13 protein-coding genes are annotated in these 13,363 nt (G+C 36.5%); 8 read left to right on the forward strand and 5 right to left on the reverse strand.

All coding sequences use genetic code 11. From position 1 onward, the window contains the following. Positions 1 to 62: 62 nt before the first annotated feature. Together hisJ and M2M59_RS10975 are read left to right on the forward strand one after the other, a co-directional pair. A complete protein-coding gene (hisJ, locus tag M2M59_RS10970) occupies positions 63 to 857 on the forward strand; it encodes a histidinol-phosphatase HisJ (RefSeq protein ID WP_249774597.1) in 795 nt (264 codons plus the stop codon). An 18-nt stretch (positions 858 to 875) separates the two neighbouring features. Beyond that, positions 876 to 1,361 (forward strand): GAF domain-containing protein, encoded by a 486-nt coding sequence (locus M2M59_RS10975; RefSeq protein ID WP_147196016.1) that lies wholly within the window; start codon positions 876 to 878, stop codon positions 1,359 to 1,361. A 14-nt stretch (positions 1,362 to 1,375) separates the two neighbouring features. Here M2M59_RS10975 and M2M59_RS10980 read toward each other — a convergent pair whose 3' ends face one another. Then, positions 1,376 to 3,244, reverse strand: a complete 1,869-nt coding sequence (locus M2M59_RS10980; RefSeq protein WP_249774598.1) for a sensor domain-containing diguanylate cyclase — start codon at positions 3,242 to 3,244, stop codon at positions 1,376 to 1,378. A gap of 392 nt (positions 3,245 to 3,636) precedes the next feature. Here M2M59_RS10980 and rpsD point away from each other — a divergent pair, with 392 nt between their 5' ends. The 4 genes from rpsD (at position 3,637) to M2M59_RS11000 (ending at position 6,675) form a co-directional block, all read left to right on the forward strand. Further along, positions 3,637 to 4,239 (forward strand): 30S ribosomal protein S4, encoded by a 603-nt coding sequence (gene rpsD, locus M2M59_RS10985; protein WP_066788927.1) that lies wholly within the window; start codon positions 3,637 to 3,639, stop codon positions 4,237 to 4,239. A 1,063-nt stretch (positions 4,240 to 5,302) separates the two neighbouring features. Then, positions 5,303 to 5,812 (forward strand): DUF3231 family protein, encoded by a 510-nt coding sequence (locus M2M59_RS10990; protein ID WP_147196019.1) that lies wholly within the window; start codon positions 5,303 to 5,305, stop codon positions 5,810 to 5,812. Between the two features lie 125 nt (positions 5,813 to 5,937). Continuing rightward, complete coding sequence (locus M2M59_RS10995; protein ID WP_244946682.1) at positions 5,938 to 6,195, forward strand: transporter suffix domain-containing protein; 258 nt, start codon at positions 5,938 to 5,940, stop codon at positions 6,193 to 6,195. Between the two features lie 174 nt (positions 6,196 to 6,369). Beyond that, positions 6,370 to 6,675: a CotD family spore coat protein gene (locus tag M2M59_RS11000; RefSeq protein ID WP_244946683.1), complete on the forward strand. Its 306-nt coding sequence runs from the start codon at positions 6,370 to 6,372 to the stop codon at positions 6,673 to 6,675. 61 nt (positions 6,676 to 6,736) lie between these two features. Here M2M59_RS11000 and M2M59_RS11005 read toward each other — a convergent pair whose 3' ends face one another. The 3 genes from M2M59_RS11005 to M2M59_RS11015 form a co-directional block, all read right to left on the reverse strand. Beyond that, positions 6,737 to 7,510, reverse strand: a complete 774-nt coding sequence (locus M2M59_RS11005) for a sulfite exporter TauE/SafE family protein (RefSeq protein WP_249774599.1) — start codon at positions 7,508 to 7,510, stop codon at positions 6,737 to 6,739. 81 nt (positions 7,511 to 7,591) lie between these two features. Further along, entirely contained in the window at positions 7,592 to 7,888 is a 297-nt protein-coding gene (locus M2M59_RS11010) for a rhodanese-like domain-containing protein (RefSeq protein WP_066788941.1), read from the reverse strand. Positions 7,889 to 7,904: 16 nt separating this feature from the next. Continuing rightward, positions 7,905 to 8,168, reverse strand: coding sequence for a metal-sensitive transcriptional regulator (locus M2M59_RS11015; protein ID WP_066788944.1), 264 nt, complete (start codon positions 8,166 to 8,168; stop codon positions 7,905 to 7,907). Between the two features lie 154 nt (positions 8,169 to 8,322). Here M2M59_RS11015 and M2M59_RS11020 point away from each other — a divergent pair, with 154 nt between their 5' ends. Next, entirely contained in the window at positions 8,323 to 8,574 is a 252-nt protein-coding gene (locus M2M59_RS11020) for a glutaredoxin family protein (protein WP_066788947.1), read from the forward strand. Between the two features lie 120 nt (positions 8,575 to 8,694). Here the strand turns inward: M2M59_RS11020 and tyrS are convergent, their stop codons facing one another. Beyond that, positions 8,695 to 9,963: a tyrosine--tRNA ligase gene (gene tyrS / locus M2M59_RS11025; protein WP_147196027.1), complete on the reverse strand. Its 1,269-nt coding sequence runs from the start codon at positions 9,961 to 9,963 to the stop codon at positions 8,695 to 8,697. A 708-nt stretch (positions 9,964 to 10,671) separates the two neighbouring features. Between tyrS and M2M59_RS11030 the strand changes: the two genes are divergently transcribed. Beyond that, positions 10,672 to 13,356, forward strand: a complete 2,685-nt coding sequence (locus tag M2M59_RS11030) for a transglycosylase domain-containing protein (RefSeq protein WP_249774600.1) — start codon at positions 10,672 to 10,674, stop codon at positions 13,354 to 13,356. Positions 13,357 to 13,363 lie beyond the last annotated feature (7 nt).

Consider the following 13,363-nt stretch of genomic DNA (forward strand, 5'->3'; position numbering starts at 1 on the left):
ATGAATGATTTCTTATTAATTTATCTATAATTCGATTAATTTTTTAAAAATGGAGGGATTTTATGAAACGTGACGCCCATATTCATACCTCTTTTTGTCCTAATGGCACTACGATTCCTTGTGAAGATTATATCAAAAAAGCAATTAAATTAGGCTATGAGGATATCACCTTTACAGAACATGCCCCATTGCCTTCAAATTTTGTCGACTTTTGCCCGAAAGAAGGCCGAACAATGAGCCCTGGACTTTTACTTGTTTACATGGATGAAATGCAAAGACTTAAAGAAAAATATAAAGAACTCATTCATATTCGCATTGGCTTTGAGGTAGATTATCTTGAAGACTATGAAAGAGAAACGACAAGTTTTTTAAACCTTATAGGCCCACATATCGATGATGCAATGTTAACTGTCCGATTCCTCAAGTGTGGTCAATCTTATACATGTGTCGACCATTCTTTTGATCAATTGACAAGTCTCGCAAGAAAAAAAGATACGCTACAATCCGTTTACAACCTATATTATAAAACCATATCAAAATCTATCCAATCAAACTTAGGGAATTATAAGCCAAAGAGAATCAGCAATCCTTTGCTTTTCCCTACTGATGAGCTACAAGAAAATCTACTATTTAAACAACAATTAATAGATATTTTAAAACTCATAGCAAAACACAACTATGAATTGGATGTAAATTATGCTACTCTATCAAAACTTTATTGCAATGGATCACATCCAACCGTATCATATATATCATACGCAAAATCATTAGGAATTCCTATTATTCATGGTTCAGATGCCCATCACCCAGATGATTTGCATCCTTATGAGGAAGGACTTTTTCCATTTGATCGCTAAACAACGGGAGGTATAGGAATGTTTCAAAAAGTAAATTACAGCGGCGATATTACAGCTCAATATCAATTACTAGCTAAGCAATTGGATGCATTATTAGATGGAGAAATGGATTCCATCTCGAATTTAAGCAATGCTTCAGCTTTACTTAACCAATTTTTAGATAATATTAATTGGTGCGGATTTTATCTTATGAAAAATAATGAATTGCTGCTAGGACCTTTCCAAGGACTCCCTGCATGTGTGCATATCCCGCTTGGCAAAGGCGTTTGTGGTACATCAGCCTCGTCGCGAGAGACGTTAGTTGTAGAGGATGTCAATGCTTTCCCTGGACATATTGCTTGTGACAGTGCTTCACAATCAGAGATTGTTGTCCCTCTAATCGTTAATGGAGAGCTCTATGGGGTGTTAGATATTGATAGCCCTATAAAAAATAGATTCAGTAACGACGATCAAGCTGGTCTTGAACAGTTCGTTAATGTATTAGTCCGTCATATTCACCTATAATAAAAAGCTGATGCTTAAGCATCAGCTTTTTCATTTATAGGCGGTCCTTGAAAGATGCAATATTTATTTTTCCCTGTATTTTTAGCTTCATAAAGAGCCACATCAGCATTTTTAAAAACACGTTGGTACGTAAACCGTGCATCGCTTCTCCATAATGCGATACCTGATGAAATAGTAACTGGAGGGCTAGTCACTTGTGGTATGCTATTAATAATCTTGCCAACTAAAGCCATTGTTTCATCAAGTCCTTTGTTTGGCAAATAAATGGCCATTTCTTCTCCTCCCCAACGTGCACAAATACCTTGGTTCTCTACCAAACCCTGTAGATGTTTTGCTATCATAAGCAAAGTAACATCACCTGTCTGGTGGCCGTACGTATCATTTATCTTCTTAAAATCGTCAATATCGCATAAAATAAATGCGCCGAAATCATCTACTTCCATAGAACGTTCGATATATCTTTCTAAATATTTACGAGCATACAGTGTTGTTAAGTGGTCTCTATCAATCATTTCCTGGAGTTGCTCTCTAAGTAGAATATTAGAAATTGCTAATGAGGAATGTCGAATTAAAGACTGCATTAGTTTATAACTATCAAATGAGAAATAGTAAGAGTCCACATGGAATATTGCACAATATCCTTGTACCTTCTCATTTATAATAATAGGGACAACGATCATTGAATTATACTTTGTCTTTTCTGCCACCACTTGGCTAAACTCAGCTATAAAGAGAGGCTCCATACTTTTCTCAAAGTGTGTTGCTATAAATTCTTTGTACACAGAAGCGTTTTCCTCGCAAAAGAAAGCAGCCGTATCTCCCATATATTGATAACCATCATGAGATTTAAAGACAAAGCAAATTTCTGATGGCAAAAAAGATTTCTTTAGTTGCATTGTCAAAAAAGTAATGATTTCTTCCTTATTAAGCTTCATATTTAACCTTTGCGATGTTTCATTGATTAGCTGCAGATCTGCTACTAGGCGATGCGACTGGTGATAAAGTTTTGCATTTTCTAGAGCATTGCCAGATGTCTGTGCTAAATGAGACAAGAATTTCTTTTCTTTTGAGCTAAAATGATAATTAGGTGAAGCAAAAATCTGAAGCACACCATATATGCCTTGCTTTCCAATAATAGGCACATTCAGCAAGTAATTGTTGATATCCTTGGCTTCCTCCGATGTAATCTCTCCTGATACATAAGCTTCAATCGTAGAAGGTCTTTCTAATAAATAATCAAATACCTCTACATCTTCAATTTGTAGACGGTCTTGGTCATTCGATAAGATCAATTTTGATTTAAATTGTGGAAATGTCCTTTTAATGCTTTGAATCATCGCCTCTAAAATTGTATTAATATTCATAGTGGAATGAAAAATAGCCGTCATTTCATATAATTCCCCATTTAATTTTGCTCCATAAAAGTTTTTCTCTTTACTTATTAGAGACAATATTAGACTAGATAACAACGTTTCTAATTCTTTTACGTAAGGCGTCGAGGCAAAACATTGCCACTCAGGTGTGTTTTCAACAATAATTAAGGCAAAAATATGGTCTTTTTCATCTTTTAGAATGATGACGTCACTATCTATTTTAAGTACTTTATTTATCAGCTTTGCACTTGTTTCAGATAAAGGATGTGTTTCTTCCACATAAGGTGCAATCGAATTAAACGGAAGTGCTTGTAAGGTTGAATTTGGCAATGGACATAATAAGCCGTGTTCTAGCTTTAAATATTCTACTTTTTTCATTTTAAATTCTTGTTTGGCGATCATTTGAAATTCATGCAAATATTCAGTATCTGTCAACGACTGATCTACATGAGCAATCCAAAAATCCAATAGGTAGCTTTTAATGTTTTGTATTATTTGGAGATTTCTCAATATTATATCACCTTTTTCTTTGACCATTATCTAAGTAGTTATGACTATTTACGAATAAAATAAATAAGTATATTAAACTATTAATAATTAATAATTTATTCCGATAATCTCAATTATAAATCACTGTGTAATTTTTTGCCACTGGATTCCTCAACTATATTTAATTGATTTGCTTGACAGAAAACAGTCCAAATACTACAATATTCTTTGTGTAAAATAAACGCAGCGGTTGTATGGTTTGGTTGTTCATTTTATTCCTCTATTTAATAGACGGTGTATTGGTAACTCTTCGGCTGCATGAGCGAAGATACATGAAAATAAAATGGCAATGGAGCTAAATACAATTGGTTTTTATTTTATGCTAAATAAAAAACCAAAGGAGGAGACTATTAATGTCTCGTTATACAGGTCCATCTTGGAAACTATCACGTCGCTTAGGTATTTCTTTAAGCGGTACAGGTAAAGAAATCGAAAAGCGTCCATACGCTCCAGGTCAACACGGCCCAACTCAACGCAAAAAATTGTCTGAGTACGGCTTACAATTACAAGAAAAACAAAAACTTCGTCATATGTTCGGTATGAACGAACGTCAATTCCACAACCTATTTGTTAAAGCTGGTAAAATGAATGGTGTTCATGGTGAAAACTTCATGATCCTTCTTGAAACTCGCTTAGACAACCTTGTTTACCGTCTTGGTTTAGCTCGCACTCGTCGTGCTGCTCGCCAATTAGTAAACCATGGTCACGTATTAGTTGATGGCAAACGCGTTGATATTCCTTCATACAGCGTTAAACCAGGTCAAGTGATTTCTCTTCGTGAAAAATCTCAAAACCTAGCAATCGTTAGCGAATCAATCGAAGTAAACAACTTCGTTCCAGAATATCTTTCATTCGATGCTGACAAAAAAGAAGGTACATTTGTACGTCTTCCAGAACGCAGCGAATTATCTGCTGAAATCAATGAAGCGTTTATCGTTGAGTACTACTCAAGATAGTCTTTAAAGATTTCAAAAGAACTCTTTTTAAAAGCCTTGTTCCCGTTATATCAACGGTTGCAAGGTTTTTTGTTTTTCTCTGTTCCCCAATTCTCCCCATAATCACTCGTTTTTTTGGGGGATGTACTGGGGGAACCCTTTGATTAATCATCAATATGCAGCTTCAAAAGCACTGGGGGAGCCTCCAAACCCTTGATAATACTGGTGGGGGAGCATTAACAAATATTAAAAGCAGGCGAAAAAACGGCATTCCTTAGATAAGTCTAAAGAGTGCCGTTTTTATCTTTTATTCTTCTTTGTTGAAATCAATAAGATCACGCATATCTTCTATTGCAAAAGCTTCTCCGATTTTTGTTAACGCTGTTTTAGTAGTTCTACAAATTCAGTAAATTATTGTATCTTCATTTATTATATACTAATTTTAAAAATTCTTACATTAATTAGATAATATCAAGCATAATCTGCGCTGTTGTTTTATATTCCAATTATAAATGTTTTATCTCTTCGTTGACCCAGTTTCTTAACGCTACGTTGAAATATCTATGATACTCTGTTGCACCAGGCTATAACAATTCCTAAACGGTAATGAAATCATTTTCTGTACTCCATGAAAATCTAAGCAGCTTGAATAACGGAAAGGAACATCTAGTTTAATAAATATAGCAGCCCCGGGAAGCCCCGTACCTACAGGTTGTTCTGGCACCTTCCATGAAAATTGTTTTTGTTATTACAAATTGCATCGCAATTTTTATTTAACCTTCAAATCTTTTTATTTCTTGAACATTTTTGTAATTTTCAAAATTCATTATATCACTCTCCCTGTTTTACTATATTCTTCATTGGAGGGACAAATGAATTAAATAATTCACTAAACCAATATGAGATTATATTAATTAAATAAAGAATCACTATATTAAGTGATCCTTTGATCAATGGATATATTGGATTATTAATTGCCCACTTTATCAGATGCAGCATTTTTAAAAAGGATTGATGTATAAATACCATTTGTTTGCACATTCTATTTAAGTCATATTATTAAAATACGAGTGGAGTGTTAAGAATGGGTATGTTAAGCGGAAATCCGAAAGATCAGCCATTAAATTATGGAGAAGCAATCACTATTTGGACGAATTTCGCGACTAATAATGGTTTAATTGCGGCTTACCAAACATTATACAATCATACAGGTGATAAAGAATTAGGCAAACTCCTTGAGGAAGCTATTCAATGCTGCAAAGAAGAAAATGAGCAATTAGAAACTTTGTTGAAAGTAAATGGGATTGCCCTTCCACCAGCACCTCCTGAACGACCAAATGCTAATTTAGAGGATATTCCAGCCGGTGCTAAATTTAACGATCCGGAAATTTGTGCAATGCTTGCTGCAGACACAGCTACTGGATTAATGGCTTGTAGTCAAGCCCTCGGCATGTCCATCAGAGAAGACATCGCCATGATGTACGCTCAGTTCCATATGAAAAAAGGACAATTTGCAGGGAAAGTGCTCAAATTGGAAAAAGAAAAAGGATGGCTTATTATGCCGCCATTGCATTTAAACTACCCAGATGAATAAAAAGAGTTGAGGCTACCATTTGGGTAGCCTTCTTTCATTTATAGCTTCACTATTAAACCTTGTGATTTCGCCGGTACTCCTCTATAGTTTTATACATAAACTATAACAACAGGAGGATTCTCGTATTGCCTAAAGAAAAAAAATTCGTTTATAAACTAGGAATTGGACTATTAATCTTCTCTATGATTCTATGGCTAATACCTGTTATGACTCCATTTTTCCCTATCTCAACAAAGTTAAAGGCAGGAATTATAACTAGCGTTCTCATAATTGCAGAAATTATCTTTTGGATTGGTGCTTTGCTCGTTGGGAAAGAAGCAGCCGCAAAGTTCAAAAGTTATTTAAATCCTAACACGTGGAAAAAAGCAAAGAGAAATAAATGAATCATCACATACACATTAAGATATATTGTTGTTTTTTTGCAATGTAAAGTTATCCATTTAGTTTTCAGTTCGGAAAAACCCATAGCATCAATAGGCAAATGACCGCTGTGTTTATTTACAAGTGTCATATCTTATTAAGGACACACACCTTAACACACAAAGGAGGTCATTTGAATGAATAGAAGACATCCTCACCATTGCAATATGCCAATATGCTGCCCACCAAACATGTTACCAGCACAGTATGATCCGCCGCGGGTATCTCCTACACGGCAAATTGTAAGAACTAATATTATTCCTACTGTCGTACCACATATCCATCCAACACATGTAACAACAGTTAATCGGCATGTAATCAACAATCAACACTACTTCCCAGAAACACATTCTGTTGTGGAAGAATGCGTTGAAAATAACACAGTTTGCCCAATGCCAATGCCTCATCCAAGACACCAAATGCATCACAGAGGTCGCTGTTAGTCACTGAATAATGAAAAAAGCTAAGGCGTTTGCTTATAACGTCTTAGCTTTTATTATTCTATTAACCCCAAAATACATCCCACCATATTTTGGCTGCTGTTATGATTAGAAGGCCAGCGAACGTCCACTGTAATTTTTGAACAGACAATTTTTTACTAATTCGAACACCAATAGGCGCACCAATTAAACCAGCAATCGCCAGCCAAATTGCCAATCGATAATCAATGCTATGTGATAATATTTTTCCAATGATGGTGCCTATAGAAGATAAAAAGGTTATGGCAAGAGATGTCGCCATAGCTGTACGTGTTGGAATTCGGATGACTTGAATCATTAGAGGGACAAAGAGAAATGCTCCTCCTGCTCCTATCATACCTGCATCAAAGCCGACGATAATACCTGTAGCAACAGCTAATACACCTGTCACATTTTTCGCCCATCCATTTTCCCCTGCATCCTTCTTAGGAAGAAACATCATCAATACTGCAACAATAGCTAGAATGCCATATAACATATTTAAATATGTATCAGGTACTTCCTTGGAGACTAATCCGCCCATAAAACCACTGACTAACGCAGGAAGCCCTATTAGCCATATAAGATTACCTCGCAGAGAACCATCATTTTTATGTGTCAATATACCGCTCAATGTTGAGAAAAATACTTGAAATGCCGTTAAGCCGGATACCTCTAACGAAGTAAATTTTTCGAAACCAAGCAAGGGTGGTACGAAAAATAATAAAGGGTACATCACAATGGCCCCACCGACACCTACTAACCCTGAAAAAAAGGAACCGATAATCCCAAGTATCATTAATACAACGATTAGCCCCATTCTTCCCCTCCTATTCTCATATTAACTACAAGCAAAAAAGGGCACGCGGATTGCATACCCTATTTCCTTCTATATAGCTAGCTATTCAATAGGACCGTCCCAAGCCAACATTCCACCTTCCATATTGACCGCTTGAAATCCCTGTTCCTCCAAATATTGAGTTGCTTGTCCACTTCGATTGCCTGAACGGCAGACCATAATATATTCCTTATTTTTGTCTAATTCATTTAGATTTTCAGGTAATGTGCCTAGCGGAATCTCTTTTGCTGTACTAATTTTCCCAGAAGCTATTTCCTCAGGTTCACGTACATCAATAAGAGAAAGTGCTTGTCCTTCAGCTAATTTCTTTGCTACTTCGCTTGGTGTAATTGTTTTCATGACTATCTCCCCTTTATTATCTGCTTTTGACTAATAATTCAACCGCTTCTTTAATCAACGTTTCTGAATCCTTGCCGTTTGAATCTTTTTCTTCTTTCATACAATGCACTAAGTTGGTGCTCACAATCAGTCCAATAGTACGGTCGATAGCTGAGCGAGAGGCAGAGAGTTGCGTGATGACATCCTTACAATCCTTATCTTCCTCAATCATTCGCAGAACACCTCGTAGCTGCCCTTCAATCCTTTTTAAACGGTTGCGAATTTGATCATTATATTCCATATACTCACCTCACAGGAACTTCTACTCATATGCTTATATAATATACCCAGAGAGGTATCAAATCAAGAAGAACAGATTTATCCCTCTTGCATTATAATACCCTATGTTGTATAGTTTACATACCTATTAGGGTATAATCAGGGAGGAAGATATGATGAAACTTGATATAACGATATACTCTACATCGAATTGCGGTTATTGCGAATTGATGAAAAGTTTTTTGCAGGATCAAAACTTACCCTACAAAGAAGTCCACATTGGCAACGATCCAGACGTGGCACAATTTTTAATGCAAAAAACCGGTCGACTAGGAGCACCACAGACTTCTATAAATGGTGAATGGGTGCTAGGATATGATCCGAATACAGCAAGCCGCATTATTAACAGATTTAAAAGATTTTCTTAAATAGATTTGCAAAAAAATAAGTTTAAACAATGTATTGAATCAAGCTACACACATTACTTCTAAAATTATAAAACCGCAATGTTGGGAATTACTGAACTTTTCCCCATTGCGGTTTCTTTTTTAATTAAATTTCACCATATGATATTTCTTTTTACCTCTACGAATGATAGCAAACGCATCTTCCATACGATCTTTTGCATCGACTACATAGTCAAGATCCTTCACTTTTTCCCCGTTAATTGAAATAGCGCCATTTGTAACATCTTCACGTGCTTGGCGTTTAGAAGAAGAAATGTTTGCTTCAACTAATAGATCTACAATATTTTTTTCTTCTTTTTGCAATTCAACTGATGGTACGCCTGAAAAAGCAACTTTCATTTCGTCTGCTGAAAGTGATTTCAAATCACCAGAGAACAATGCAGCAGTAATGCGAAGTGCTTGGTCTAACCCTGCTTCTCCATGGATAAGCTTTGTCATTTCCGCAGCCAATGTTTTTTGAGCCTCGCGAAGATGCGGCTCTGATTCCACTTTCTCAGCCAACGATTCAATATCTTCCCTGCTTAGGAACGTAAAGATTTTTAAATACTTAATCACATCAGCATCCGCAGTATTCAACCAGAATTGATAAAATTCATAAGGAGACGTTTTTTCAGGATCAAGCCATATCGCTCCCCCTGCTGTTTTACCGAATTTCGTCCCATCTGATTTGGTTACTAATGGAATTGTAAAACCGAACGCTTTTGCTTCTTCGTCATGCGTTTTACGAATTACTTCAAGGCCTGTTGTAATATTACCCCATTGATCAGAACCACCAACTTGGATTTTAACATTGTAATGATCATATAAATGGTTAAAATCCAGCCCTTGAATCAAGGTATACGTAAATTCAGTAAATGACAATCCAGATTCTAAACGAGAAGCAATAGTATCTTTGCTTAGCATGTAATTAATGTTGATTAACTTGCCGTAGTCGCGTAAGAATTCAATTGTACTTAATTTTCCAACCCAATCGTAGTTATTAACAAGTTTTGCGCCATTTTCACCCTCAGAGAAGTCAAAAATTTGTTCTAATTGTTTTTTAATCCCTGCTACGTTGTTATCAATTTGTTCAGCTGTCAAAAGACTACGTTCTGATTGTCTTCCGGATGGGTCGCCAATCATACCAGTTGCGCCGCCAACTACCAATATTGGTCTATGTCCAGCTTGTTGGAAGCGACGAAGAGTTAACATAGGTACAATATGGCCGATATGCATCGAGTCAGCAGTCGGATCAACGCCTACATATAAAGAAACACTCTCTTCAGTCAATAACTTTTCCATGCCTTCCTCATCTGTTTGCTGATATAGCAATCCTCGCCATTGTAAGTCTTCTAGTAGTGCATTTGTCATCTTTTTCCCTCCTAATAAAAATAAAAACGCCCCTGCATTTAAAAATGCAGGGACGTTAATTACTAATTTAACGCGGTACCACCCAGCTTGAAGATTTTCATCTTCCGCTTAAATCGCTTTATCGCAGCGGCTGCGTTCTTGCTCCCCATGTGTAATTCACGTCCATACTATGACTAGCTTGCACCAACCGCTAGCTCTCTAAACAGGAAATATGGCCATTACTCAGGCATGCTTCATCGCAAGAATATATTAATGACTATTTTACTGCATTTTAAGTTGTTGTCAATAAGTAATCTTGTCGTTGATTCGACTTATGGTATAATAGACAATATTTTAAAAGGTTATAAAATAGCACTTTGGATTATTGCTTGTATACTAAAATATTTGTATAAATACATAAAGAAAGAGATAGACTATATAAAATGATACTTCACCAGTCTGCATTAGGCAGACGTACAAAGAATAGTATTCTTTATTATGTTCTGTTTTATACAAAAACATTAGAATCATAGCAAGTAATTGTGCCTATAACCTGGACTTCTTAGTACAACAGATGCTACCGAGGTAGCCTTTGGATGGGCACTATTATAGCAGTAGTGCGCATTTCTTTTGGAATTCATACTATAAAAGGAGGTAGGCCTCTTGCTAAAAGTGAATCATCTAACAATTGATATGACTTTTTAGCATTGGTCGCGTGTGATTGAAAAAATGAAAGAATGGATAGCCACTATAAATCAAAAGCTCGATCAATTAGCCGAGAAAACAGGGATGAAGTATTTCCGTATTACTTCTAGTGTCATTTGGAATTTATTTTTGATCTTCATTCTGTTTGTTGTGATGGGGCTGGTATTTGTCGGCTCGATTGGCGCTGGCTACTTCGCTTCGCTTGTAAAGCATGAGCCGAATATGCCAAAAAGCGAAATGCGACAAGCAATCTTTAATTATGAGGAGACGAGTACCCTCTATTTTGCTGGCAATAAATATTTAGGAAAAATGAGGACTGACCTTGAGCGTCAAAGAACAACGCTAGACAAAATATCTCCTTATGTTATTGATGCAGTGCTTGCAACAGAAGATGAATACTTCTATCAGCACAATGGAATTGTACCGAAAGCAGTATTACGAGGTGTTTTTCAAGATGTTAGCAACTCGTCTACCCAAACAGGCGGTTCAACTCTAACACAGCAATTAATCAAAAACCAAATACTTACAAATGAAGTGTCCTATGAACGGAAGGCGAAAGAATTACTATTAGCTATGCGTTTAGAACACTTTATGTCAAAGGATGAAATATTACAGGCCTATTTGAATGTTATTCCTTATGGTCGGAATGCCAGTGGACGGAATATTGCCGGCATTGAAACAGCAGCACAAGGTATTTTTAATAAAAGTGCTAAAAAACTAAACCTAGCTCAATCAGCTTATATCGCAGGGATTCCACAATCACCTTACGCGTATACACCATTCACACAAAAAGGTGTGTTAAAAGATAAAGAAAACCTACGCCTAGGTATTAATCGGATGAAAACTGTATTGTACAGAATGAACGATACAGGCTATATAACTGATAAGCAGTACAAAAAAGCATTAAAATATAATATTGTGAAAGACTTTAGGAAGCCTGAAGTACAAGCAGAAGAAAAGTATCCTTATGTTACGTATGAAATTGAATATAGAGCCAAAGAAATTATGGCACGAATTTTAGCTAAAAAAGATGGTATCGATACAAATCGACTAAAGAATGAAGACAAACTAAAAGAGAAATACACCATTTTAGCTGACCGTGAACTGAGGTCAAAAGGCTATAAAATTTATTCAACTATCGACCAAAAAATGTATGATCATATGCAAGAAGTTAAAAATAATTTCCCGTATTATGGTCCAACACTTAGCACCCAAAAAACTGACCAAGAAACAGGTAAGGTTAGCACTACCCCAGATCCTGTTCAAGTAGGTAGTATTGTGATAGAGAATAAAACAGGTAAGATTCTCAGCTTCGTCGGTGGTCGGGATCATAATATTAAAGAGGTCAACCATGCATCTCGAACTACTCGCTCAAATGGTTCGACAATGAAACCTTTGCTCGTCTATGCACCTGCCATTCAATATGGCTTGATTGGAGCTGGAAGTCCGGTTCCTGACGTGAAATTCCAAATTGGTGTTGGGGAAAATGCATATAAGCCTACAAACTATACAGAGACAGATGAACGCGGTTTGATATCTGCCCGGGAAGCATTAAAAGACTCTCAAAACTTGCCTGCTGTCCGTTTGTACGCAAAAATTATGAATCGGAAACCTATGGAGCTATTAAAGAAAAACGGGATTACAAGTATAGCACCATCTGATTATACGGCTTATGCAGCTGCACTCGGGGGCATAGCTAATGGTATATCTGTTGAGGAAGACACAAATGCATATGCTACTTTTGCTAATGGAGGAAAGTTTGTTGATGCATATATGGTCAGCAAGATAGTTAATAATGAAGGCAAAGTAGTGTATAAACACAAAGTAAAATCTAAACGAGTTTATAGTGATCAAACATCCTATATTACAACTGATATGCTTCGCGATGTATTAAAATCAGGCACCGGAACAACCGCCAATAGCAATTTGAAATTCAGAGCAGACTTTGCAGCAAAAACAGGTACTTCAACAAACTATAACGATGTTTGGTTTGTAGGTTATAATCCTGACATTTCCTTAGGTGTTTGGATGGGGTATGATCAACCACAAACATTAAATCAAGGCAATGCTGTTTATGGCATTCCAAGTACACGTGTAAACTTATTATGGGCTCGCCTAATGAATGCCTTGTATGATACAAACCCAGGTCTTGCAACTGCAGGAGGAAAAACATTTAAGCAACCTACTGGAGTAGTCAGCCGAACATTCTGTGGCTATACAGGGAATGCTCTTACATCTGCATGTGCTGGACACTCAAGAACCGATTTATTCAATGCAAATGTGATGGTACCCGGACCTGAAACTGGTTTTTCTGGTGGTCGCTTATCGGATACATTTATCCAAAATATGTTGGCTCCGTTTGGCGGGGATCCTTCAAAAATCTATGGACCTAAACCATTGAAAGAAAAGAAATCACAAACGCAAAATCGCTCAGCAAACAAGCCAAATAGCAATTCTCAATCAACACAGTCTACGACACGAAACAAACAAAATACTCAACAGAATAACAACTCCTCTACTAGCAATTCAGAGGATAAGTCTATCGGCCAAGGCAGCAGCCAATCAAATCAAACGGGTCAAACAAATCCAAATAAAGATAAAGACAAAGATAAAGACGAAAATGCGTCAAATAACAATCAAAATAACTCAAACAATGCATCAGACGACAAAAAAGATGACGGCCACAAAACTGAGCCAGATGATGATTAAAAAGCAA

It is taken from the genome of Rummeliibacillus sp. G93 (assembly GCF_023515935.1).
In the GTDB taxonomy this organism is placed as follows: Bacteria; Bacillota; Bacilli; order Bacillales_A; family Planococcaceae; genus Rummeliibacillus; species Rummeliibacillus stabekisii.

Coding starts and splice junctions, on each gene's coding strand:
- M2M59_RS10975 (WP_147196016.1), top strand. CDS start 876: ATGTTTCAAAAAGTAAATTACAGCGGCGATATTACAGCTCAATATCAA.
- M2M59_RS11020 (WP_066788947.1), top strand. CDS start 8,323: ATGAAACTTGATATAACGATATACTCTACATCGAATTGCGGTTATTGC.
- M2M59_RS11030 (WP_249774600.1), top strand. CDS start 10,672: ATGAAAGAATGGATAGCCACTATAAATCAAAAGCTCGATCAATTAGCC.
- hisJ (WP_249774597.1), top strand. CDS start 63: ATGAAACGTGACGCCCATATTCATACCTCTTTTTGTCCTAATGGCACT.
- rpsD (WP_066788927.1), top strand. CDS start 3,637: ATGTCTCGTTATACAGGTCCATCTTGGAAACTATCACGTCGCTTAGGT.
- M2M59_RS10990 (WP_147196019.1), top strand. CDS start 5,303: ATGGGTATGTTAAGCGGAAATCCGAAAGATCAGCCATTAAATTATGGA.
- tyrS (WP_147196027.1), bottom strand. CDS start 9,963: ATGACAAATGCACTACTAGAAGACTTACAATGGCGAGGATTGCTATAT.
- M2M59_RS11010 (WP_066788941.1), bottom strand. CDS start 7,888: ATGAAAACAATTACACCAAGCGAAGTAGCAAAGAAATTAGCTGAAGGA.
- M2M59_RS11000 (WP_244946683.1), top strand. CDS start 6,370: ATGAATAGAAGACATCCTCACCATTGCAATATGCCAATATGCTGCCCA.
- M2M59_RS11015 (WP_066788944.1), bottom strand. CDS start 8,168: ATGGAATATAATGATCAAATTCGCAACCGTTTAAAAAGGATTGAAGGG.
- M2M59_RS11005 (WP_249774599.1), bottom strand. CDS start 7,510: ATGGGGCTAATCGTTGTATTAATGATACTTGGGATTATCGGTTCCTTT.